Origin of the sequence: Leifsonia sp. EB41, from assembly GCF_041262565.1 — a bacterium.
Taxonomy (GTDB): Bacteria; Actinomycetota; Actinomycetes; order Actinomycetales; family Microbacteriaceae; genus Leifsonia.
In genome coordinates this window covers 1,061,371-1,084,115 of sequence record NZ_JBGCCJ010000001.1, presented here as the reverse complement: position 1 = coordinate 1,084,115, position 22,745 = coordinate 1,061,371, and the positions used below count along the sequence as shown (strand labels likewise).

19 protein-coding genes and 1 pseudogene are annotated in these 22,745 nt (G+C 70.7%); 11 read left to right on the top strand and 9 right to left on the bottom strand.

The window, feature by feature from the left end; translation table 11 throughout:
- Window positions 1–2 precede the first annotated feature (2 nt).
- The 4 genes from ABH923_RS05275 to ABH923_RS05260 all read right to left on the bottom strand — a co-directional run bounded on the left by ABH923_RS05275 (window position 3) and on the right by ABH923_RS05260 (window position 4,463).
- Window positions 3–1,331, bottom strand: a complete 1,329-nt coding sequence (locus ABH923_RS05275) for a DUF445 domain-containing protein (protein ID WP_370054319.1) — start codon at window positions 1,329–1,331, stop codon at window positions 3–5.
- The gene (locus ABH923_RS05270) at window positions 1,328–2,437 is read right to left on the bottom strand and encodes an aminopeptidase P family protein (protein ID WP_370054318.1); all 1,110 of its coding nucleotides are present in this window, start codon (window positions 2,435–2,437) and stop codon (window positions 1,328–1,330) included. Before ABH923_RS05270 ends, ABH923_RS05275 begins: the two co-directional genes overlap by 4 nt.
- A gap of 5 nt (window positions 2,438–2,442) precedes the next feature.
- Window positions 2,443–3,606: an acyl-CoA dehydrogenase family protein gene (locus ABH923_RS05265; protein WP_370054317.1), complete on the bottom strand. Its 1,164-nt coding sequence runs from the start codon at window positions 3,604–3,606 to the stop codon at window positions 2,443–2,445.
- A gap of 101 nt (window positions 3,607–3,707) precedes the next feature.
- Window positions 3,708–4,463: an SDR family NAD(P)-dependent oxidoreductase gene (locus tag ABH923_RS05260; protein WP_370054316.1), complete on the bottom strand. Its 756-nt coding sequence runs from the start codon at window positions 4,461–4,463 to the stop codon at window positions 3,708–3,710.
- Window positions 4,464–4,524: 61 nt separating this feature from the next.
- On the opposite strand from ABH923_RS05260, the gene ABH923_RS05255 reads away from it, so the two are divergent.
- Window positions 4,525–5,187 (top strand): TetR/AcrR family transcriptional regulator, encoded by a 663-nt coding sequence (locus tag ABH923_RS05255; protein ID WP_370054315.1) that lies wholly within the window; start codon window positions 4,525–4,527, stop codon window positions 5,185–5,187.
- Window positions 5,172–6,050: an alpha/beta fold hydrolase gene (locus tag ABH923_RS05250; protein WP_370054314.1), complete on the top strand. Its 879-nt coding sequence runs from the start codon at window positions 5,172–5,174 to the stop codon at window positions 6,048–6,050. Before ABH923_RS05255 ends, ABH923_RS05250 begins: the two co-directional genes overlap by 16 nt.
- Here ABH923_RS05250 and ABH923_RS05245 read toward each other — a convergent pair.
- The gene (locus tag ABH923_RS05245) at window positions 6,011–6,601 is read right to left on the bottom strand and encodes a TetR/AcrR family transcriptional regulator (protein ID WP_370054313.1); all 591 of its coding nucleotides are present in this window, start codon (window positions 6,599–6,601) and stop codon (window positions 6,011–6,013) included. The two genes, ABH923_RS05250 and ABH923_RS05245, sit on opposite strands and share 40 nt — an antisense overlap.
- 106 nt (window positions 6,602–6,707) lie before the next feature.
- Between ABH923_RS05245 and ABH923_RS05240 the strand changes: the two genes are divergently transcribed.
- Window positions 6,708–7,811 (top strand): ABC transporter permease, encoded by a 1,104-nt coding sequence (locus ABH923_RS05240; protein WP_370054312.1) that lies wholly within the window; start codon window positions 6,708–6,710, stop codon window positions 7,809–7,811.
- 106 nt (window positions 7,812–7,917) lie between these two features.
- Window positions 7,918–8,898: an aldo/keto reductase gene (locus ABH923_RS05235; protein ID WP_370054311.1), complete on the top strand. Its 981-nt coding sequence runs from the start codon at window positions 7,918–7,920 to the stop codon at window positions 8,896–8,898.
- Window positions 8,899–8,973: 75 nt separating this feature from the next.
- On the opposite strand, the gene ABH923_RS05230 is transcribed toward ABH923_RS05235, so the two are convergent.
- Complete coding sequence (locus tag ABH923_RS05230; protein ID WP_370054310.1) at window positions 8,974–9,852, bottom strand: hypothetical protein; 879 nt, start codon at window positions 9,850–9,852, stop codon at window positions 8,974–8,976.
- 132 nt (window positions 9,853–9,984) lie between these two features.
- A pseudogene (locus ABH923_RS05225) lies at window positions 9,985–11,197 on the bottom strand (MFS transporter).
- Window positions 11,198–11,481: 284 nt separating this feature from the next.
- On the opposite strand from ABH923_RS05225, the gene ABH923_RS05220 reads away from it, so the two are divergent.
- From ABH923_RS05220 to ABH923_RS05195, 6 genes are all read left to right on the top strand, one after another.
- Window positions 11,482–13,968 (top strand): ribonucleoside-diphosphate reductase subunit alpha, encoded by a 2,487-nt coding sequence (locus ABH923_RS05220; protein ID WP_370054309.1) that lies wholly within the window; start codon window positions 11,482–11,484, stop codon window positions 13,966–13,968.
- Window positions 13,969–14,078: 110 nt separating this feature from the next.
- Window positions 14,079–15,068 carry a ribonucleotide-diphosphate reductase subunit beta gene (locus ABH923_RS05215; RefSeq protein ID WP_370054308.1) on the top strand — a complete coding sequence of 330 codons (990 nt, stop codon included), beginning with the start codon at window positions 14,079–14,081 and terminating at the stop codon, window positions 15,066–15,068.
- A gap of 1 nt (window position 15,069) precedes the next feature.
- Window positions 15,070–15,948, top strand: a complete 879-nt coding sequence (locus ABH923_RS05210) for a sulfurtransferase (protein WP_370054307.1) — start codon at window positions 15,070–15,072, stop codon at window positions 15,946–15,948.
- 51 nt (window positions 15,949–15,999) lie between these two features.
- Window positions 16,000–17,022: a PLP-dependent cysteine synthase family protein gene (locus tag ABH923_RS05205; protein WP_370054306.1), complete on the top strand. Its 1,023-nt coding sequence runs from the start codon at window positions 16,000–16,002 to the stop codon at window positions 17,020–17,022.
- 44 nt (window positions 17,023–17,066) lie between these two features.
- Complete coding sequence (locus ABH923_RS05200) at window positions 17,067–18,368, top strand: NtaA/DmoA family FMN-dependent monooxygenase (protein WP_370054305.1); 1,302 nt, start codon at window positions 17,067–17,069, stop codon at window positions 18,366–18,368.
- Between the two features lies 1 nt (window position 18,369).
- On the top strand, window positions 18,370–19,866 hold the full coding sequence (locus ABH923_RS05195; protein ID WP_370054304.1) for an aromatic amino acid lyase: 1,497 nt from the start codon (window positions 18,370–18,372) through the stop codon (window positions 19,864–19,866).
- A 7-nt stretch (window positions 19,867–19,873) separates the two neighbouring features.
- Here the strand turns inward: ABH923_RS05195 and ABH923_RS05190 are convergent, their stop codons facing one another.
- Window positions 19,874–20,983 (bottom strand): DUF1611 domain-containing protein, encoded by a 1,110-nt coding sequence (locus tag ABH923_RS05190; protein ID WP_370054303.1) that lies wholly within the window; start codon window positions 20,981–20,983, stop codon window positions 19,874–19,876.
- A 128-nt stretch (window positions 20,984–21,111) separates the two neighbouring features.
- Window positions 21,112–21,621, bottom strand: a complete 510-nt coding sequence (locus tag ABH923_RS05185; protein ID WP_370054302.1) for a GNAT family N-acetyltransferase — start codon at window positions 21,619–21,621, stop codon at window positions 21,112–21,114.
- A 220-nt stretch (window positions 21,622–21,841) separates the two neighbouring features.
- On the opposite strand from ABH923_RS05185, the gene ABH923_RS05180 reads away from it, so the two are divergent.
- Entirely contained in the window at window positions 21,842–22,744 is a 903-nt protein-coding gene (locus tag ABH923_RS05180) for an ABC transporter substrate-binding protein (RefSeq protein ID WP_370054301.1), read from the top strand.
- Window position 22,745: the final 1 nt, after the last annotated feature.

Sequence of the window (22,745 nt, the reverse complement as noted above, 5' to 3'; positions counted from 1 at the left end):
GCTCAGAACGCCGAGGCGACGAGCGTCGCGATCGTGTAGATGGCCAGGCCGGCGAGCGCGCCGACCACCGTCCCGTTGATCCGGATGAACTGCAGGTCGCGGCCCACCTGCACCTCGATCTTGTCGGTCGTCTCCGCCGGGTCCCAGCCGCGCACGGTCTCGGTGATCACGCTCGCGATGTCGTGCCTGTAGGTCGACACGAGGTGACCGGCCGCGCCGGCGATGCGCTGGTTGAGAGAGGCCCGCAGCTCCGGGTCGGCGGCGACGCGGCCGGCGGCGTCGGCGAGGGCCGCGGACACTCGATTTCGGAGTTCGCTGTCCGGGTCGCTGAGAGCGTCCACAGCCGCCGAGCGCGCGGCCGCCCAGGCCTGCGCGGCCAGCTCCCGGATGCGCGGGTCGTCGAACGCGCGGGCCTTCGCGGCCTCCAGGCCGGCGATCGTCTCCGGGTCGTGCTGGAGGCGGTCGGCGAGCTCGGCGAGGTAGCCGTCGAACGCCCGACGGGCGCGATGCGCGGGGTCGCGGCGCACGTCGGCGATGAAGCGGCGCAGCTCCTGGTACACCCGCTCGTCCACCAGCTTGTCCACGAACGACGGCAGCCAGGACGGGAGCCGGCCGGAGACGAGGTTCGTCAGCGCGTCCGGGTGGATGACCAGCCAGTCGTCCAACCGGTCGAGCAGCAGGTCGACGGCGTCGTGGTGGCCGCCGGAGCTGAGGATGCGCACGCCGAGGCGGCCGATCGGGGGCGCCCACTCCGGCTCGATCACGTGCGTGCGCACGACGGCCTCCACGGCCTCGCGCATGCGGTCGTCGTCCAGCAGGCCGAAGAAGCCGACAACGGCGCCGGAGGCCTCGTCCACCACCCGGCGCGCGTTGCCCGGCTCGGTCAGCCAGCGGGCGGCGGCGCCGGACACGTCGTACGCGGTCAGCCGGGTCGCGACCACGTCGTCGGACAGGAACTCGGTCTCCACGAACTCGCCCAGCGTCTCGCCGATCTCGTCCTTGCGAGTCGGGATGATCGCGGTGTGCGGGATGCGCAGGCCCAGCGGATGTGTGAACAGCGCCGTCACGGCGAACCAGTCCGCGAGCGCGCCGACCATCGCGCCCTCCGCGGCGGCGCGCACGAAGCCGAGCCAGGGGTAGCGGTCCTGGAGCGCGAACGAGACGGCGAAGATCACGGCGGCGACCGCCAGCAGACTGGTCGCGAGGGCCTTCATGCTGCGGAGCGCGCGGCGGCGCTCGGCGTCGCGCAGCTCGGCCGCCGCGCGCTCGGCCCGGATGCGGTCGGAGGAGGCGCTCTCGGCGTCGCCCGTGCGGGCGGTCGGCGCGCTCACCGGACGATGTGGAGCTCGCGGCTGGTGTTGTTCAGCCTGCGCGCCCCGTCGTCGTCGGCGACCACGATATCCTCGATGCGCACGCCGAACCTCCCCGGCAGGTAGATGCCGGGCTCGATCGAGAAGCACATCCCGGCCACGACCGGCTGCTCCTCGCCCTCCACCAGGTACGGCGGCTCGTGCGTGGTGGTGCCGATTCCGTGGCCGACACGGTGGACGAAGTACTCCCCGTAGCCCGCGTCCCGGATCACCGCGCGCGCCGTGCGGTCGATCTCCTGCAGCGGCACGCCCACCGCGACCGCCTCGAACGCGGCCTGCTGCGCCCGCTTCACCACCTCGAAGACCTCGTGCTCCTCGTCGGTCGGCTCGCCGACGTGGACGGTGCGGGTGGTGTCCGAGCCGTAGCCGTCCATCAGCCCGCCGAAGTCGAGCACCACCATGTCGCCCTGCTGGATGACGCGCTCGCCCGCCTCGTGGTGCGGGTTTGCGCCGTTGGGCCCGGAGCCGACGATCGTGAAGTCCACCTGGGAGTGGCCGTGCGCGCGCAGCAGGCGGTCCAGGTCGGCGGCGACCTCGTTCTCGCGGCGGCCGGCGAAGGCCACGGTGAGGATGTCCTCGAAGGTCGCGTCGGCCGCGGCCCCTGCGGCAGCGAGCCGGTCGATCTCGTCGGGGCCCTTCACCGCGCGCAGCATCGGCAAGGCGGTCGAGAACGCCGCGAAGCGCACATCCGGGAGCTCGTGCTGCAGCGCGAGCAGGTGCAGCGCCCAGGCCGAGTCGGAGACGGCGTAGCGGCCTCCCGACCAGAGCTGGTCGACCAGGGGCGCGTGCTCGTCCTCGCCGTCGGCCCAGGTGATCAGGCGGATCGCGCCGGCCGAGCGGGTGGCGGCGGCGCTGTCGTGCTCCAGCACGGGCACGATCATCGTCGGCTCGCCCTCGGTCGGGATCACCAGCATGGTCAGCCGCTCGGTCGCCGGCGGGAGATAATCGGCGAAGTACGCGAGGTCGGGTCCCGGGGCGACCAGGAGGGCGTCGAGCCCGGCCTCCTTCGCCTGGGCGGCGCCGCGGGCCAGCCGGTCGGCGAAGTGCTGGGCGGTGATCTGCTGCATGGCGGTCACTCCTCGATCGGGCCGAGCCAGGCGTTCGCGACGGTGCTGTGCGCGGACTCGGCGTCGGACGGGTGGAAGATGCCCGCGAGCACATCGCGGTACAGCCGGCCGAGCTCGTTCCCGGCGAAGAAGGTCGAGCCTCCCGAGACCCGGATGGCCTGGTCGACGACGCGGCGGGCGGTCTCGGTGGCGCGGACCTTCATCCCGACCAGCTTCGGGAACCACTGCGCGCCGTGGTCGGCGAGGGTGTCGACGTCACGGGTGATCGCGTCGAGCTGGGGGAGGAGGGCGTCCTGGTCGATCGCGGCGGAGGCGACGCGCCAGCGGATGTCCGGGTCGTTCGCATAGGTGCGGCCGTCGTTCTTCAGGCTCTTCCTGCGGTGCGCGGAGGCCACGGCCAGCTCCAGCGCCCGGGCGCCGATGCCGGTGTAGACGGCGGCGAGCAGCAGCTCGAAGTTGGCGAAGATGGCGAAGACGAGCGGGTCGGGGTTGGGTCCGGGGTCGAGCCGGCGCACGACGCGGTCCGCGGGGGCGAGCGCGCCGTCGAGCACGGTCGTGCTGCTCTGCGTCGCCCGCATCCCGATCGTGTCCCAGTCCTCGCGGATCTCGAAGCCGCCGCCGGTGCGCTCCACGAAGCCGTAGACGATCTTCGGCGCGTCGGCACTCGCCGTGTCGAGGCCCATCGTGCCGAGCCGCGTCCACGCGGGGGAGAGGGAGGTGAAGATCTTGGTGCCGAAGTAGCGGTACGCGCCGTCCGCCTCCGGCCGGGCCTCGGTCGTCGACCCGAACAGCACGAGGTCGTTGCCGGCCTCGCTCAGCCCGAAGGCGAACACCTCGCCGGCGCCGGCCTCCTGCAGCAGGAACTCCAGCGAGTCGTCGCCGCGGTCGCGCAGGGTCTTGGCGACGCCGGTCCAGACCAGGTGCATGTTCACCGCGAGGGCGGTGGCAGGCGCGGCGCCCGCGAGCCGGACCTGGAGGCGCGCGGTCTGCTCCAGCGACAGCCCGAGGCCGCCGAACTCGGTCGGCACGAGGGCCTTCAGGTAGCCGTCGTCGGCCAGCTCGGCGAAGTCCTCCGTGAAGAACCGGTTCTCCGCGTCGTACCCGGCGGCCCGGGAGCGGAACCGCTCCAGTCGCTCGTCGCTCAGCAGCACCCGCTCGACATCACTCACCCTCCACACACTATGACTCCCAACGCCGAGGGGCACGTAAACGCCCCTAAATCCGGGTTTTAGGGGCGTTCACGTGCCCCTCGACGGAGCAGTGGCTGCGCTTACTGGGCGGTGTAGCCGCCGTCGACCAGGTGGTAGCTGCCGGTGATGAACGACGCGGCGTCGGAGGCGAGGAACGCGACGAGAGCCGCGACCTCCTCCGGCTGCCCGAGCCGGCCGAGGGCGTGCTTGCCCTCCAGGAACTGCAGCGCCTCCGGGCTCAGGTTGGCCTCCACGAGCGGGGTCTTGATGAAGCCGGGGCCGACGGCGACGACGCGCACGTTCTGGCCGGCGTACTCCAGCGCCGCGTTCTGGGTGAGGCCGAGGAGGCCGTGCTTGGCGGTGACGTAGGCGGACGAGTTCTCGAAGCCCACGCTGCCGAGGATGGACGCCATGTTGACGATCGCGCCGCCGCCGTTCGCGGCCATCGCGGTGAGCTGGGGCTGCATCGAGTACATGACCGCGTTGAGGTTGACCTCGATGACCTTGCGCCAGCTCTCCAGCGAGTAGTCGGCGACCGGGGCGGCCTCCCCGCCGATGCCGGCGTTGTTGACCGCGATCTTCAGCGGGGCGAGGGCGTTCGCGGCCTCGACGCTCGCCGTGGCGAACGCCGGGTCGGTCACGTCGCCTGCGAGCGCGGCGGCGGTTCCGCCCGCGGCCTCGATCTCGGCGACGACGGCCTTCGCGTGCTCCTCGTTGAGGTCGGTGACCAGGACCGCGGCGCCGCTGGCCGCGAGGGTCAGCGCCACTGCGCGTCCGATGCCCGAGCCACCGCCGGTGACGATCGCGGACCGGCCGGCGACATCGTACTGAGCCATGAATTGTTCTCCTTCCAGATATCCGACACCTGTCGGATAACTCCGATTGTACGATCAGAAGGTGAACACAGGGAGGCCGAACGGCCCGCAACCGGATGCGCTCGGAGCGAACACGGTCGCGCCCGCGGCGCCTGCGCTCGAGCGGACGCGCCTCGACGCCCGCCAGGAGAAGACGCTGGCGCGGCTCTGCGCCGCCGTGCTCGCCCTCGCAGCGGAGCGGCCGATCACCGACGTGACCGTCTCCGGCCTGGCCTCCGCCGCCGGCGTGCACCGGTCGACCGTGTACGAGTACGCCGCGTCGCCCGCCGCCCTGCTGCAGCGCGTGCTGCGCGCCCAGCTGGATGAGCTGCGAGCCGCGTACCTCGTGGATGTCGCGCCCGACGACGCCGCGGCGGCGATCACCGGCGTCACGCGCGCGGTCCTCCAGCATGTCGACGAGCACGACGCCGTCTACCGCCGCGGACTCGGAGCGGAGGGCGCGGAGGCCGGCCTGCACGCCATGCTCAGCGACCACTTCCAGGGCTCCATCGAACTGCTGCTCGACCAGCACAGCGTGAGCGTCCCCGCCGCCGACGAGCTGGAGCGCCGGGCGATCGAGCGCTACCTGGCCGACGGCATCATCGGCGCGATCGAGGTCTGGCTCACCCGGCCGGGGCCGCGGGACGTGGAGGCGCTCCTCGCGCTGCTCGAACGGCTCACGCCGCCCTGGTGGCCGTCCCGATGAGCGACGGCCTCCTCGAACGGCTGCGCCGCGGCCTCGGACTGCGCCGCGCGCCGCTGCTGCACATCGCCTCCGACGTGGGGGAGGGGCCGGCTGTCGTGCTCGTGCACGGCATCGCGTCCTCGTCGGTGACGTTCCAGAACCTCGTGCCGCTGCTCGAGCCGCGACACCGCGCCATCTCGATCGACATCCTCGGCTTCGGCCGCTCGCCGGCGCCGGACGACGCGCAGTACACGATGGACGAGCACGTGGCCGCGCTCGACCGCACGCTGCGCTCCCTGAGGCTGCGCGAGCCGTTCGTGCTCGTCGGCCACTCGCTCGGCAGCCTCATCGTCGCGCGCTGGGCCGCCGAGCATCCCGGGGCGCTCAGCAGGCTGGTGCTGGTCGGGCCGCCGGTGTACCCGTCGCCCACCGAGATCGGCGACCGCCGCGTGCGCACCCGGGTGAGCGCCTACCTGCGCGCGTACGAGTTCCTGCGGAACAACAAGGAGTTCACCCTCCGCAACGCCGCCATCCTGGCGAGGCTGCTGCCGATCAAGAACGTCTTCGAGATCACGGAGAAGAGCTGGCGGCCGTTCGTGCTGTCGCTGCAGAACTGCGTCGAACGGCAGACGGTCGTCGGCGATCTGGCGCGCGTGCGCGTGCCGGTCGAGGTCGTCTACGGCACGATGGACGCGTTCATCGCGCCGGGGAGCCTCACGGTGATCGAGGCCATGCGGCACGTGACGATGCACCGGGTGGAGGCCAACGACCACCTCATCCGCAAGCGGCTCGCGCGGGTGGTCGCGGCGGCCTGCGATGCGCCGAGCGGTCAGTACGCGGGCAGTCAGGCGGGCAGCGAGAGCGACTCCACGACCTCCAGGTAGCCCTCGCCGTCGAAACCGTCGAAGAGCACGGTCTGGGTGACGTAGCCCTGCACGAGCCCGATGTAGACGGGCGCCTGCCGCTCCGCGAGGGCGTGGGCCTCGTCGAGGCGCAGCGTCTGGGCGTGCCAGTCGGTCAGGTAGCCGGTGAACATGGCGCGGATGCGGCCGCCGATGTCCGACGACATCTGCTTCAGCCGCGGGTTGATCGGCACCTGCCCCCAGACCTGAACGAGGAGCTGGATGTCCGTGATGTGCGTCATCAGGCCGGTGACGAGCAGGCGGACGATCTCGCCGGGCGCGGGGAGGGGCTGCTGCGCGCGCGCCTCGGCGACCTCCAGGAAGCGGGCGTCGAGGATCTCCGACGCCGTCAGCTCCATCAGCTCGTCCTTGCTCGTGAAGTGCCCGTAGATCGCGCCCGCCGACAGCCCGGACTCGGCGATGATGTCGGCCATCGAGGTGGCGGCGAAGCCGTTGCGCGCGAAGCAGCGGAGGGCGGCCTGGGCGATCTCGTGGCGCCGTGCGGTGCGGTACTCCTCGGTGACCTTCGGCATCCCGGCCTCCTCGCGACTCGGAAAAAGGAACGTTCGTTCTTGACAATAGCGGCCGATCTGCCGATTATAAAGAACGAGCATTCGTTTTTATTGAGTGGAGGCTGCCATGAGCACCAGCACCGATCCCGGCGTCGACCGCGTCGCGTCGCGCCAGGAGGGGACCACGCGTCCCGCCGTCGTCCACACGCCCTGGGCGCGGGCTCTCGCGCTCGCTGTGGGGGCCGCGGCCATCGTCGTCGTCATCCTGCTCGCCTTCCTGTGGCCGACCGTGACCTCCACGGTCAAAGACCTCCCGATCGCGATCGCGGGTCCGTCCGCGCAGGTCACCGCCGTGGAGAAGCAGCTCGACAAAGCGGCGAGCGGCGCGTTCGCGATCACGAGCCTGAGCGACCGGCAAGCGGCCGTCGACGCGATCCAGAAGCGCAGCGTCTACGGCGCGATCGTCCTCGGCGACAGCCCCGAGGTGCTGACCGCCTCGGCCAACGGCGCCGCGGTCACGCAGATCATGAACCAGGTCGCCGCCAACCTCCAGACGGCCGCCAACGCGCAGGCGCAGGCGGCCGTGCAGCAGGCCATCGCCTCCGGCCACGCGCCTGTCGGCACGAAGGCGCCCATCATCACGGTCAAGGTGACCGACGTCGTCCCGCTCGCCTCGACCGACGCGCGCGGGCTCGGGCTGGCCGCGTCGTCGTTCCCGCTCGTGCTGGGCGGGATGCTCGGCGGCGTGCTCATCTCCCTGCTCGTCGCGGGAAGCTGGCGCCGCTTGGGTGCGGTCGCGCTCTACGGCGTGGCAGGCGGGCTGGCGGTGACCGGCATCCTGCAGGGCTGGTTCGGAATCCTGCAGGGCGACTACTGGGTCAACGCGCTCGCAGTCGGGCTGGCGATGTTCGCGATCGCGGCCTTCGTGGTCGGAATGAACGCGCTGTTCGGCCGGGTCGGCATCGCGATCGGCGCGGTGCTGACCGTGCTGGTCGGCAACCCGCTGTCGGCCGCGGCCCAGCCGCTGCAGTTCCTGGTCGGGCCGTGGGGCGCGATCGGGCAGTGGTTCGTGCCGGGCGCCTCCGTCACGCTGCTGCGCGACCTGTCGTACTTCCCGTCCGCGGACACGCTGTTCCCGTGGCTGGTGCTGCTGGGCTGGGCGGCCGTCGGCGTGGTCGGGATGCTGGCGGGCCACTTCCGCAACCAGGAGGTCACCGAGGCCGCCGCCTAGCGCGCTGCTCTGTAACTCGAGGGGCACGTCGTTGTCACCTTTCGCCCGTGAAAGTGACAACAACGTGCCCCTCGGCGTTGATTGGGCGGCGCATAGGGTGGAGGGCATGCAGCAGCGCACTCTTGGACGGACCGGACGCGACGTGTCGGTCATCGGTCTCGGCACCTGGCAGCTCGGCGCCGACTGGGGCGACGTCACCGAGGCCGACGCGCTCGCCGTCCTCGACGCGGCGACGGAGGCCGGGGTCACCTTCTTCGACACCGCCGACGTCTACGGCGACGGCCGCAGCGAGCAGCTCATCGGCCGCTACCGCGCCTCCCGCCCCGACCTCCCCCTGACCATCGCGACCAAGATGGGCCGCCGCGAGGAGCAGGACCCCGCCAACTTCACGCTCGCGAAGTTCCGCGAGTGGACGGACCGCTCCCGCCGCAACCTCGGGATGGACACGCTCGACCTCGTCCAGCTCCACTGCCCGCCCACCCCCGTGTTCTCGAACGCCGCCGTCTACGACGCGCTCGACACGCTGGTCGCGGACGGTGCGATCGCGAACTACGGCGTCAGCGTCGAGACCTGCGCCGAGGCACTGGAGGCCATCGCGCGGCCGGGGACGACCACCGTCCAGATCATCCTCAACGCCTTCCGGCTGAAGCCGCTCGACGAGGTGCTGCCGGCGGCGCGGGAGGCCGGGGTCGGGATCATCGCGCGTGTTCCGCTGGCCTCCGGGCTGCTGAGCGGCCGCTACACCGAGACCACCGAGTTCGCGGCCGACGACCACCGCAGCTACAACCGGCACGGCGAGGCGTTCGACGTGGGGGAGACCTTCTCGGGCGTCGACTATGCGGAGGGTGTGCGCGCGGCACGCGAGTTCGCCGCACTCGCCCCGGAGGGCGCGACGCCCGCGCAGGCGGCGCTCGCGTGGGTCGTCGCCCAGGACGGCGTGAGCACCGTCATCCCCGGCGCCCGCTCGCCCGAGCAGGCCCGCGCGAACGCCGCCGCCGCGGGCGTCGCCCTCCCCGACGGCTTCGCCGACGCCGTCCAGTCCCTCTACACCCGCGCCTTCCGCCCCACCACCCACCCCCGCTGGTAGCCCCTCCGCCGAGGGGCACGTAGTTGTCACTTTTCGTGCGCGAAAGTGACAACAACGTGCCCCTCGCGGGGTGGTTCAGGCGAGGAGGCGGCGGAGGCGGCGGATGAGCTCGGCGGGGGTGGCGATGTCGTCCGCGGTCACGCGCACCATGCGCCACCCGAGATCCTCGACACGTTCGCGACGACGGAGGTCCTTGCGCCAGACCGCTTGGTCCACGCGATGGATGTCGCCCTCGTATTCCAGTGCGACGCGCTTGGCGATGAATGCGAAATCAACACGGGCGACGAAGGCGCCCGCGGCCGTCCGCAGTTCGTGATTGAGCACGGGTGACGGCAGCGCCGCCTCGGCGAGGAGCAGTCTGAGACGGGTCTCGCCCGGTGACTCGGCCCCCGCCCGGACGAGTTCGATCGCTTCCCGTGCCCGCCCGACACCCCGGCGCCCCGCCGCAGCCGCGGCTGCGTGCGCGAGCGCCAGCCGATCCGTGAGCGGCTCCACTCCGCCGACGAGGTAGTCCCCTGCTGCGACCAGTGCGTCCCGATGGAGGAGCTGCGCGAGGTCCAGCCACGTCTGCTCGGGCGTGGTGACCGGCAGGTCCGCGACCATGCGGATCTCCCACCGACCGAGTTTGTGACCGGCGAACCCCTCGATGGTCGGTGCTCGACCGGGAGCGCGGACGCTGACGTGGATGGTTCCGTCGACCCGGGGAAGCGGTATCCCGTAGAGGAGTGCCGCGGTGGTGTGGCTGAATGCGAAATCCGTCCCGCGATGCGACGCATACGCGCGGCAGCGGGACACCAATCCATCGTCAGCCTTGGCGATGCGGAAGCCTCGGATGGGCCGGACGAGGTCGCTCCTGCGCAGTCGCCGTGCTCCCACCCCGGCGTCGAGCGCGGCTCGCGTCGAGAACGGCCCGCTCTGAAGCGGCTGAGGAAGAGGGTCGATGCGTCGCGTCATCCCGCCACCCTGCCAGGTTCGCCATCCGCCCTCCCGAGTTATCCACAGCCCTCTGCGCCGAGGGGCACGTTGTTGTCACTTTTCGGGCGCAAAAGTGACAACAACGTGCCCCTCGGCGAAGCAGTTTCGCGGCTAGGAGGGCTGGACGGGGACGGGCTCGGTGTCGGGGATGGGGGAGGCGTCGCGGCCGCGGAGGTCGGGGTGCACCCGCCACGCCAGCGCCGGCACGAGGAAGCCGACGAGCGCGAAGGCGCCCGCCACCCAGAACGCGCCGACCGGCCCGTTCCCGTCGATCAGGAAGCCCGCCAGCGCGGAGCCCAGCGCCGCGCCGATGAGCTGGCCGGTGCCGACCCAGCCGTACGCCTCCGCCGTGTCGGAGAACTTCACGCTCGCCGACACGATCGCGAACAGCACCGCCAGCGCGGGCGCGATGCCGAGGCCCGCGATGATCAGCGACAGCGACAGCCCCCACCACGACCACAGCATGAACGTGGAGATGACGACGCCGACGAACACGATGAGCATCCGGCGCGCCGTCGCCCACGGCCCGATCGGGATGTGTCCGAAGGCCAGACCGCCGACCAGCGAGCCGAGCGACCAGATCGCCAGGACGATGCCGGCGAACGGCGAGCCCTCGCCGAAGTTCGCGACGACACCGGCCTCCACCGCCGCGCAGGAGCCGATGAGCAGGAAGCCGACCACGGTCGCCAGCAGCACGGGAGGCCGCGCCAGCACCACCCCGAACCGCCGTTTGCTGCGCGGGATGCGCACCCGGCCGACCTCGGGCGAGGAGATGAACCAGGTGCCGCCGAGCAGCATGATCGCCACCGACATCAGGATGCCCTCGACCGTGCCGATCTGGGTGGAGACGAAGGTGATGGCGACCGGGCCGGCGATCCAGATGATCTCCTGGGCGGACGCGTCCAGCGAGAACAGCGGGGTGAGCTGCCTCGAGTTGACCATCTTCGGATAGATCGTCCGCACGGCCGGCTGGATGGGCGGCATGCTGAGCCCGGCGAAGAAGGCCACCGCCATCGTCAGCGGGATGGGCATGACGAAGATGCCGATCGCGGCGACGGCGGCGGAGCATAGGGCGAGCGTCGTCCACAGCACAACGCGCATCCCCACCACGCCCATCAGCCGGCTGGTCATCGGGCCGGCGATGGCCTGCCCGATGCTCATCGCGCCGAGCACGAGCCCGGCCGCGCCGTACGAGTGGTGGATGCGCTCGATGTGCAGCAGGAACGCCAGCGAAAGCATCCCGAACGGGGAAGCGCGCGGTCAGCTGCGCGGCGATGATCCGCGCGACGCCCGGCGTCTTCAGAAGGCTCGTGTAGCTGCTCACAGTCTGCTCACTCTATCGGTCCGGCCCGGCCACGGAAGGGTCGTGAAACCCATTCGAGGGGGTGTGGAAATGTGCATAACTTCTGCACACCTGTGGATGACACGCCCACTAGATATGGGGGCGTGGAAATGTCGGCACCCGGCTATATAGTGGTGGACGCGACAGGGGGTCCGACCGGCACCTGAGGCCTCGATACGAGGTTTTCGGGGCGCTCCGCTCACCCCGCCGCAGGGACTTCGCCGCTCACCGGAGCGGCACCGTTGAGGTAAACAGAGGGAGAGAAAGTGGCTATCACTGTTGTGAAGCGGAACGGCGAGCGCGAGCCGTACGACGCCAACAAGATCAACCTGGCCATCGAGCACGCCGCCGCCGGTCTGGACGAGAACATCACCTGGGTGACCCAGATCGCGAGCGAGCTGGAGCTGACCCTCTTCGACGGGATCACCACCCAGCAGCTCGACGAGGCAGTCATCCAGGTCGCCCTCCAGAACGTCAAGGACGACCCGGCGTTCGACACCGTCGCCGCGCGCCTCCTCCTCAAGACGATCTACAAGCGCGTCCTCGGCGACTACGAGACCCTCGACGAGCTCACCGAGCTGCACACCTCCCACTTCCGCGGCTACATCGAGCGGGGCGTCGCCGAGACCCTCCTCGACTCGCGTTTCACGACCCTCTTCGACCTCGACCGCCTCGCGGGCTTCCTCGACCCGTCGCGCGACGAGCTGCTCAAGTACATCGGCGTCGTCACCCTCAACAACCGCTACGGCATCAAGGCGCGCAACGGCGACTCCCTCGAGGTGCCGCAGTACTTCTGGATGCGCATCGCGATGGGTCTCTCCCTCAACGAGGCCGACCCGACCGCGCACGCCCTCGCGTTCTACGACAAGATGTCCAACCTGGAGTACTTGGCCGCGGGCTCCACGCTCGTCAACGCGGGCACCGCGTACCCGCAGCTCTCCAACTGCTTCGTCATGGAGATGCAGGACGACATCGAGCACATCGCCAAGTCGGTGCGCGACGTCATGTGGCTCACCAAGGGCACCGGCGGCATCGGCCTCGCGGTCACCAAGCTGCGCGCGCAGGGCTCGCCCATCCGCTCCAACAACACCACCTCCACGGGCCCGATCCCGTTCATGCACACGATCGACTCGGTGCTGCGCGCGGTGAGCCGCGGCGGCAAGAAGTTCGGCGCCCTGTGCTTCTACATGGAGAACTGGCACATGGACTTCCCGGAGTTCCTCGACCTCCGCCAGAACTCCGGCGACCCGTACCGCCGCACCCGCACCGCCAACACCGCGGTGTGGATCAGCGACGAGTTCATGAAGCGCGTCCAGAACGACGAGGACTGGTACCTCTTCGACCCGCTGGAGGTCGCCGACCTCAACGAGCTGTACGGCAAGGCGTTCTCCGAGCGCTACGCCGAGTACGTCGCCATGGCCGAGTCCGGCGAACTGCGCATGTTCAAGAAGATCAGCGCGCGCTCGCAGTTCAAGGACATCCTGATGAGCCTGCAGACCACCAGCCACCCGTGGCTGACCTGGAAGGACACCATCAACAACCGCGCCCTGAACAACAACACGGGCACGATCCACCTCTCCAACCTCTGCACCGAGATCACGCTGCCGCAGGACCGCGACAACGTGTCGGTCTGCAACCTGGCCTCCATCAACCTGTCGCGCCACCTCGTCGACGGCAAGATGGACTGGGAGCGCATCGAGGCGAGCGCCCGCCAGGCCGTCCGCCAGCTCGACAACCTGATCGACATCACGGTGTCGAGCGTGGACGAGGCGGACTTCTCCAACCAGCAGAACCGCGCGATCGGCCTCGGTGTGATGGGCTTCACCGACATCGTCGAGCGCCTCGGCTTCAGCTACGAGAGCGAGGAGGCGTACGCCCTGATCGACGAGATCATGGAGCACGTCTCGTACGCGGCGATCGACGAGAGCGCCGACCTGGCCCAGGAGCGCGGCGCGTACCCGAACTTCGAGGGCTCGCGCTGGTCGCAGGGCCTGGTGCCCTTCGACTCGATCGCGCTGACGGAGGCCGACCGGGGCCTCCCGATCACGGTCGACCGCACCATCCGCCTCGACTGGGACCGCCTGCGCGAGAAGGTCAAGGGCGGCATGCGCAACGCGACCCTGATGGCCATCGCGCCGACGGCCTCCATCGGCCTCGTCGCCGGCACCACGCCGGGCTTCGACCCGCAGTTCTCGCAGATCTTCAGCCGGTCGACCTCGTCGGGCAAGTTCCTGGAGGTCAACCGCAACCTGGTCGAGACGCTGCAGGAGCGCGGCATCTGGCAGGACGTCCGCGAGGCGATCCTGCGCTCGCAGGGCGACATCCAGGGCATCGCGGCGATCCCGGACGAGGTCAAGGCCACGTTCAAGACCAGCTTCCAGCTCTCGCCGTACGCCTTCATCGAGGTGGCCGCCCGCGCCCAGAAGTGGATCGACCAGGCGATCAGCCGCAACATGTACCTGGAGACGCGCGACCTCGGCGACATGATGGACATCTACTACGCCGCGTGGGAGAAGGGCGTCAAGACGACCTACTACCTGCACATGAAGCCGCGTCACCAGGCCGAGCAGTCGACCGTCAAGGTCAACAAGGCCGAGGAGATCTCGGGCGCCCGCACCGGCTTCGCCACGGTGGGTGCCGGCGCTCCGGCCGCCCCCGCCGTCACCGAGACCGCTCCGGCGGCCGCCCCCGCCCGCCGCGGCTTCGGCTTCGGTGGCCTGACCTCGAACACCCCGGCTGGCGGTGAGAAGTAATGAACAGCACCAAGATCGAGGAGTACTACGTGCCGGTCGACCCGATGGACGACCTGCAGTGCGAGTCCTGCCAGTAAGCCCACCGCGAGACAGATAGAGAAGAGACGAAGATGGGCATCCTGGGAACGGGAATCGAGGAGGGCCTCCTCCTCAAGCCGGTGAAGTACAAGTGGGCGATGGACCTCTACGACCAGGCCGTCGCGAACACCTGGTTCCCCAACGAGATCCAGCTCGGTGAGGACATCGCGGACTTCAAGCGGATGACCGACGAAGAGCGTCACGCGGTCACCTTCCTGATGAGCTACTTCAACCCGAACGAGCTCCTGGTGAACAAGGCGCTGGCCTTCGGCGTCTACCCCTACATCAACGCGGCCGAGGCGCACCTCTACCTCGCGAAGCAGATGTGGGAGGAGGCCAACCACTGCATGTCGTTCGAGTACGTCCTGGAGACGTTCCCGATCGACCGCGAGCAGGCCTACAACTCGCACGTCGACATCCCGTCGATGGCGCGAAAGGAGGAGTTCGAGGTCGGCTTCATCAAGCGGATGACCGAGCAGACGCTCGACATCACGACCACCGAGGGCAAGCAGGACTTCATCCGCAACCTCGTGGCCTACAACGTGATCCTCGAGGGCATCTGGTTCTACTCGGGCTTCATGGTGGCGCTGTCGTTCCGCCAGCGCAACCTGCTGCGCAACTTCGGCTCGCTGATCGACTGGGTGGTGCGCGACGAGTCGCTGCACCTCAAGTTCGGCATCAACCTCATCCTGACGGTGCTGGAGGAGAACCCCGACCTGCAGACGCCGGAGTTCGCGAACGAGATCCGCCAGATGATCCTGGACGCCGTGGAGATGGAGGAGCAGTACAACCGCGACCTCCTGCCCGGCGGCATCCTGGGTCTGAACGCCAACTACATCAACCAGTACGTCCGCTACCTGGCCGACCGCCGCCTGGAGGAGCTCGGCTTCGAGGCCGAGTACAAGGTCTCCAACCCGGCGAAGTGGATGGCGACCGCCAACGACACGCTCGAGCTGGTCAACTTCTTCGAGTCGACCAACACCTCGTACGAGTCGAACGCGAAGGCGTCGAGCGGTCACTGAGATGACGGTGCGGAACTCTCCGCTGATCACCGCCGCCGCGCTGGATGTCGCTCTCGGGACCGAGTCCCTGTGGAGCGGCGCCGGCCGGCGGCGGTCGACGGTGCGCGTACTGGATGTGCGCTGGAAGCTCGGTGGCCCTCCCGGCGCCGAGGAGTTCGCGACGGGGCACATTCCCGGAGCGGTATACGTCGACCTGGACACCGAGCTGGCCGGACACGGCGTGCCGACAGACGGCCGGCATCCACTGCCGGACATCGACGCGTTCCAGGCGTCCGCGCGCCGCTGGGGCGTGAACGACGGGGACAGCGTCGTCGTCTACGACGACGTCTCCGGCACCTCGGCCGCCCGGCTCTGGTGGCTGCTGCGCTACGCCGGGTTCGAGGACGTCCGCCTGCTCGACGGCGGGCTGGCCGCGTGGGTCGCGTTCGGCGGCGGTCTCGACACGAGCAGTTCCGTAATGGTCCCCGGGTCGGTGACGCTCGCCTACGGGTCGCTACCGACGCTCGACGCGGACGCCGCCGCCGCACTCGCCGCCAGCGGTGTGCTGCTCGACGCGCGCGCCGGCGAGCGGTTCCGCGGCGAGGTCGAGCCGATCGATCCACGGGCAGGGCACATCCCCGGCGCCGTGAGCGCTCCGACCGCCGACACCATCGCGCCGGACGGCCGGATGCTGAGCCCCGAACAGCTCGCCGCCCGGTTCGCCGCGCTCGGCGTCACCTCCGACACTCCCACGGGCGTCTACTGCGGCTCCGGCGTCACCGCTGCGCACGCCGCGCTCGCGATGGAGGCCGCCGGCCTGCCGGTGCCTGCGCTGTATCCCGGCTCGTTCTCCGCGTGGTCCAACGACCCCGCGCGGCCGGTCGCGGTGGGCGCCGCGTAATACGTCGAAACAGCCCGTGCGCTTCCCAGCGCACGGGCCTATCGTTCCTCCATGACCGCGCTCGATCTGATCCCCTCCTCCGCCCCCGGGAACCTCCCGCTGGGCGAGGTGTGCGACTCGGCGGCAGCGCTCATCGGCAACACCCCGATCGTCGAGCTGCACGCGCTGCCGTCCGGGCTCGACGTGCGGGTCCTGGTCAAGCTGGAGGGCCGCAACCCCGGCGGCTCCTCCAAGGACCGCATCGCGCTCAACATGATCCGCACCGCGGAGGCGGCCGGCGTGCTCGCCCCGGGCGGCACGATCGTGGAGGCGACCAGCGGCAACACCGGGATCGGCCTGGCACTGATCGGCCGGCTCACCGGCCATCCCGTCGTCATCGTCCACGCTTCCGACATCTCGGACGAGAAGCGTAAGGTCCTCGCGGCCTACGGCGCCCGCCTGCTGGAGGCCGACTGGGAGGCCGGCCCCGACGACCCGGCCAACCCACGCGCGGTCGCCGACCGGATCGCCGCCGAGACCCCCGGCGCCTGGCGTCCGGCCCAGTTCGCGAACACCGCCAACCCCGAGGCGCACTACCGCGGCACCGGGCCGGAGATCTGGCGGCAGACCGCGGGCCGGGTCACGCACTTCGTGGCCGCCATCGGCACCGGCGGCACCGTGAGCGGCACCGGCCGCTACCTCAAGGAGGTCAGCGGCGGCGCCGTCGAGGTGCACGGCGCCAACCCGGCGGGCTCGACCTACGACGGGGGAGCGGCCGGCCGCATCCTGGTCGACGGCGTCGGAACCGCGTGGCCGCGCGAGTTCTGGCCGCAGACCTTCGACCCGGGGGTGGTGGACGAAGTGCACACGGTCGAGGATGGGGTGGTCTACCGCACGCTCCGCCGGCTCGCCGCCGAGGAGGCGCTGCTGCTCGGACCGTCGTCGGCGCTCGCCGTCGCGGCGGCCCTGCGGGTGGCGCGGGAGGCGCGGCCCGGGTCGGTCATCGTGGCCATCGCCCCGGACGGCGGCACCAACTACCTGACCAAGGCGTACGACGCGGACTGGCTGAGCGCCGCGGGCGTCGGCGTCGACTGACACAGCACTGACCACCAGACAGCACTACTCACAGCAAGGAACGCATGGCACTCCTCCACTTCGGCTGGTTCCTCGGCGCGGGCTTCGGCGTCCAGGGCTGGGGCGACCCGAGTTACGGCGTCGGTTACGACTGGAAGCAGCCGCCGGTCTACCAGGATGCCGCGCGCGCCTTCGAGGGCGCCGGCTTCGACCTCTTCATCATCGAGGACGGCGTGGCCGTGCCCGACACCTACGGCGGCTCCGCCGAAGTGAACCTCGCTGCCGCGCGCTTCGTCCCGAAGCACGACCCGCTGCCGCTCGTGCCGTACCTGCTCGGGGCGACCTCCCGGCTCGGCATCGTGCCCACGCTGAGCGCGAGCTTCTACGAGCCGTTCACCGCCGCGCGCCTGCTGAGCACCCTCCAGCACTTCGCGGGCGGCCGGCTCGGCTTCAACGTGGTGACCAGCGGCTCCGACCTGGCGGCCCAGAACTACGGCCTCGACAAGCAGGTGGAGCACGACCTCCGCTACGACCGCGCCGACGAGTGGGTGGAGGTCGTCCGCAAGCTCTGGCGGAGCTGGGAGCCTGACGCGATCGTCGAGGACGTCGCGGGCGGCGTCTTCGCCGACTTCCGCAAGGTCCACACCATCGACCACGAGGGCCGCTTCTTCCGCGTCCGCGGGCCGCTCAACACCGCACCCGCGGCGGAGGACCCGGTCATGGTGCAGGCGGGAGCGTCCGGCCGCGGCCGCGACTTCGCCGGCAAGAACTCGGACGTGGTGCTGGCGCTGGCCTCCACCGCCGAGCGGATGCGGGAGTACCGCGACAGCATCCGGGAGGTCGCCGAGCAGCACGGCCGCCCGGCCGACGCGGTGAAGGTGCTGTTCGTCGTGCAGCCGATCCTGACTGCGAACGCCGAGGAGACCGCCAGCGTCCGCGCCGCGCGCGCCGAGCTGACGCAGGCCGCGATCGACGAGCAGCTCCAGTCGATCAGCTACCTGACCGGCGTCGACTTCAAGACCTTCGACCTCGACGCCCCGCTGCCGGACGTCACCACCAACAGCAACCGCGGCACCCTCGACAACTTCGTCTCGTCGGCTCCGGCGGGCTCCACCCTCCGCGAGATCCTGCAGACCCGTGCGAAGAAGGACGGCCTGGCGATCATCGGCACGGCCGACGAGGTGGCCGACCACCTGGGCGAGCTGGGGGAGGCCGTCGGCGGAGACGGGTTCCTCTTCACCGGCCAGGTACACCCGGCCAACGTGCACCGCACGCTCGACCCGCTGGTGCCCGCCCTGCGGCGGCGCGGCCTGCTGCGCACCGAGCTCGGCGACGCGGGCCTGCGGCAGAACCTGGCCGATTTCTGAGATGGCCAGCGCTGTTGAGATGCGGACCGTCCGGCTCGGCGCGCAGCCTCCGACCGTCTCCGACATCGTGGCGGTCGCCGAGGGCGCACCGGTCGAACTCGACGCCGACGCGCGGGCGACGCTCGCGGCCTCCCGTGCCGTGGTCGACCGTGCGATCGAGTCGGGCGAGCCGGTCTACGGACTGAACCGCCGGCTCGGCGCCGGCCGCGACGACGCGGTGGAGGCCGACGAGTTCGCCGCCTTCCAGCGCCGCACCATCGCGAACCACCGCGGCGGCGTCGGCGAGCCGCTCACCGAGACGGAGGCGCGCGCGGTGGTCGCCGCGCGGCTCGCCGGCTTCACGCGCGGGGGAGCGGGCGTTCGGCCCGAGCTCGCCGATGCGTACGCGGCACTGCTCAACGCGGGCGTGACGCCGCGCATCCCCTCGCGCGGCTCGGTGGGGGCGGCGGACCTGACCGCATTGGCGGAGGTCGCCGCCGTGGTCATCGGCACCGGCACTGTGCTGCGCGACGGGGAAGCAGTGCCGGCCGAGGCCGCCCTCGCCGACGCCGGCCTCCAGCCCATCGAGCTCGCGCCGCACGAAGCGCTGGCCGCCCTGAGCGCCAACGCGCTGAGCGTGGGCGTCGGCTCGCTCGCCGCCGTCGCCGCCCGGCAGCTCGCCGAGGCGGCCGACCTGGTCGTCGCCCTGTCGCTGGAGGCTGTCGCCGCCCACGGACCCGCGGGCAACCTCAGCCCGTACGCCGAGGCCGTGGCCGACGCGCGCGGAGGCGAGGGTCAGCGCGCGTCCGCCCACGCGATCCGTGTGGCTCTGGCCGGCAGCGCTGTGGAGGCGACGGATCGCACGGTCAGCGTCCAGGACCCGCTCTCCTTCCGGACCGCGCCGCAGCTCCACGGCGCCCTCCGTGAGTCGATCGCCCGGCTCCGCGCAGAGCTGGAGGCGGAGCTCGCCGCGCGCTCGGAGAACCCGGTGGTCGACCTCCCGAGCGGCCGCCTGATCTCCGGCGGAAACTTCCAGGCGCTCCCGCTGTCGCTCGCGCTGGAGAACCTGCGCTTGGCGCTGGCCCACGCGGCCGAGGCCTCGGAGCGTCGCACGGCCGCCCTCTCGTCGGCGCTCGCCCCCGCTCGCCGGGAGGGCCGCACCCGCATCCCCGGCCTCCTCCTCTATGCGGCCGCCGACGCGGTCGCCGAGGTGCGCCAGCTCGCGGCCCCGGCGACGCTCGGCAGCTCCACGCTGTCGGGCGTGGAGGATCACGCGACCTACGCGCCCCTGGCCCTGCGGCTCCTGCGGCGCTCGCTCGCGCGGACCGCGGAGGTCGTCGCGATCGAGGCGCTGCACGCCGCCGACCTGCTCGGCGTCCTCGACGCCGCTCCGTCCGGCGCCGGGACGGGCCGGCTCGCGGCGGCGCTGGCCGCGAGCCTGGACGGACGCGCAGCCGACGACCTCGTGCGCGCGACGGAGGGTCTGCTCGGCCTCGCGAGCAGCGCCGAACGCGCCTGAGCCCGGGTCAGCTCGCGGCCGCGAGCGGGGCGGCGAGCGGAACCGCGATGGCCGCCAGAGCGGGGAACGCGAGCAGCACCATCCCGACGAGTTCGTCCAGGCTCCTGGTCAGCGGATCGGTGGCCGGGATGCCGAGCTCCAGTTCGAGCTCATCGATCGCCTCGCCGAGCTGGCTATCGGACAGGTGCTCGTGGTTGACCGTCACGCCGATGACCCTGGTCTCGGCGAACGCCTCGATCAGGGCGATCTCGCTCGCGACCGTCGGCATCGCGATCGCGGGGTAGTCGTCCAGGACCGCACGCGCGGGGGCGTGCTGCACGATGACGGCCTCCGGTCGGCTGCCGCGCAGGATGTAGGCCGAGGTCAGGTAGGCGGGATGGCTCAACGCGCCCTGCCCTTCGACCACGATGACGTCCGGGCTCTCGTTCTCGAACGCGTCGAGCACCTGGCCCTCGACCTCCCCCGAGCAGAACTGCGGCACGGTCGCATCCAGCGCCACGCCATAGCGGGCGCCCTGGATCAGCGCCGTCTGGCCCGTGCCGACCATCACGGCTCGGATCCCGCGCGCGTTGAGCGCCTGCACCAGGAGGGTGGTCGTGGTGCGCTTGCCGATCGCGCCGTCGGTGCCGAGCACCGCGATCCGCGGGCAGGTGACCTCGGTGATCCTGCCGGAGAAGAGCCGGAGGTCCTTCGTGGGCTTCGGGCGGCGCACATCCGTGATGGTGACACCGGCGATCAGCGCGGCGGCGGCGAACTCCGGGTCATCGCCGAGGAACTCGTGCAGGCCGTTGACGAGGTGGAGGCCGCGGGCGATGCCGTCGAGCAGGACGAGCCGGTCGGCGGGGGAGAGCATGCCGCTGGCCGGAGCCATCCCGACGATCAGCACGTCCGGCGCCGCGGGGAGGTGGCCGACCACCTCGGCCAGATCCGCGAGCACGGGGACGGCGTTGGCGACCCCGTCGAGCAGCGCGCCGGCGTCCTGGCCGGCCCGGGTGCTGTCGATGACGGCGACGATCTCGTAGCTCTCCGACGAGCGCACCAGACCGTTCGCGGTCTTGCCGTCGGGCTCGCCGAACAGGCCTTCGCAGTAGATGACGGCGCGTGGGGACAGGGACATTGCAACTCCTCTGATCGACACAGAGGAGGCGACGGGATCGTGGCCGGACCGAATGGCGATCCAACGGTCAACGAGGCGTCTTCCCTGAAGCCGGTGATCACCGGCTCCTGGACAGTAGCACACGGCTCTCAGAGGTCTTTGCGGAACCCCAGGTAGGAGACGCGCTCCCAGTCGCCGTCGAGGTCGAAGAGCGGCGAGTAACCGAGCGAGATGTACAGCGCGACGGCCTCCGGCTGGCGGGCGCCGGTGGTCAGCACGATCGTGCCGATGCCGCGGCGGGCCGCCTCCGCCTCCAGCTCGCTCATCACCCGGCGGGCGAGCCCCTTCCGGCGGAACCCGGAGTGCGTCCAGACCCGCTTCACCTCGACGGTGGCGTCGTCCTCGCGCATGAACGCGCCGCCCGCGACCGGGGTGCCGTCCTCGTCCACGAGCAGCAGGAACGTGCCGCCCTCCTCCGCCGTGAAACGCTCCGCGGGATACCGCGACAGCTCCGCCGAGGAGGGGATGCCGTCGTTGAATCCGTAGCGTTCGTCGTACTCGCGGGAGAGCTCCTCGACCAGCGGTGCGGCGAGCGGATCGTCGGGGCGGGTGACGACCACGCGAGCCGTCGCGGCGAGGCCGGATTGCGGTTGGATCACGACCCGACCCTAGCGCGGCAGGGCGCGTCGCGCGCATTCGATGTCGCCGGGCGTCGCAGACAACGAAATCCGCGCAAAGAAACACGAAATCTCTGCGAAACTTGCAGGAAAACTGGCGTTTCACGCGCGATTTAGTATGCGTATAACGCGTGGGGCCTAGGGTATTCTCCCTTTACCCCTCCCTGCACACCCTGCACCAGGAAGAAGGACAACTACCATCATGCGCATCCGTTCCGTGGCCCCTGTGGCCGCCCTCGCCGCCGTGGCAGCGCTCGCGCTGTCCGGCTGTGTCGACAACTCCACCCCCTCGTCGAGCGGCTCAGCGTCGAGCGCCGCGTTCGACGTGAAGAAGGACGACTCGCTCGCGAACAGCGTCCCCTCGAAGATCAAGTCCGCCGGTGTCCTCACCGTCGGAATGGACGACACCTACCCGCCGAACGAGTACAAGGACGACAACGGCAACCCCGCCGGCTGGGAGGTCGACTTCACCAACGCGATCGGCCAGAAGCTCGGCCTCAAGATCAACTACGCGATCGCCAAGTTCGACAACATCATCCCCAGCATCACCGGAGGCAAGGACGACTTCGGGATGTCCTCGTTCACCGACACTGTCGAGCGCGAGAAGCAGGTCGACTTCGTCAACTACTACAACGCCGGCATCCTGTGGGCGTCCGCCAAGGGCAAGACCGTCGACCCGGACAACGCCTGCGGCATGAAGGTCGCCGTCCAGTCGACCACGTACGAGGACACCGACGAGGTCCCCGCCAAGTCGAAGGCCTGCACCGACAAGGGCAAGCCCGCCATCCAGGCGCTGCGCTACGACAACCAGGACGACGCCACCAACGCGGTCATCCTCGGCAAGGCCGACGCGCTCAGCGCCGACTCGCCCGTCACGCTGTACGCGGTGTCCAAGTCGAGCGGCAAGCTCCAGGCCGCGGGCAAGACCTTCGATGTCGCGCCCTACGGCATCCCGGTCGCCAAGAACTCCGACCTGACCCCGGTGCTGCAGAAGACCATCCAGGCGCTGATCGACGACGGCACCTACAAGAAGATCCTCGACAAGTGGGGTGTCGCCGACGGCAGCGTCACGAAGGCGGACCTCAACGCAGCGTCGAAGAGCTGAC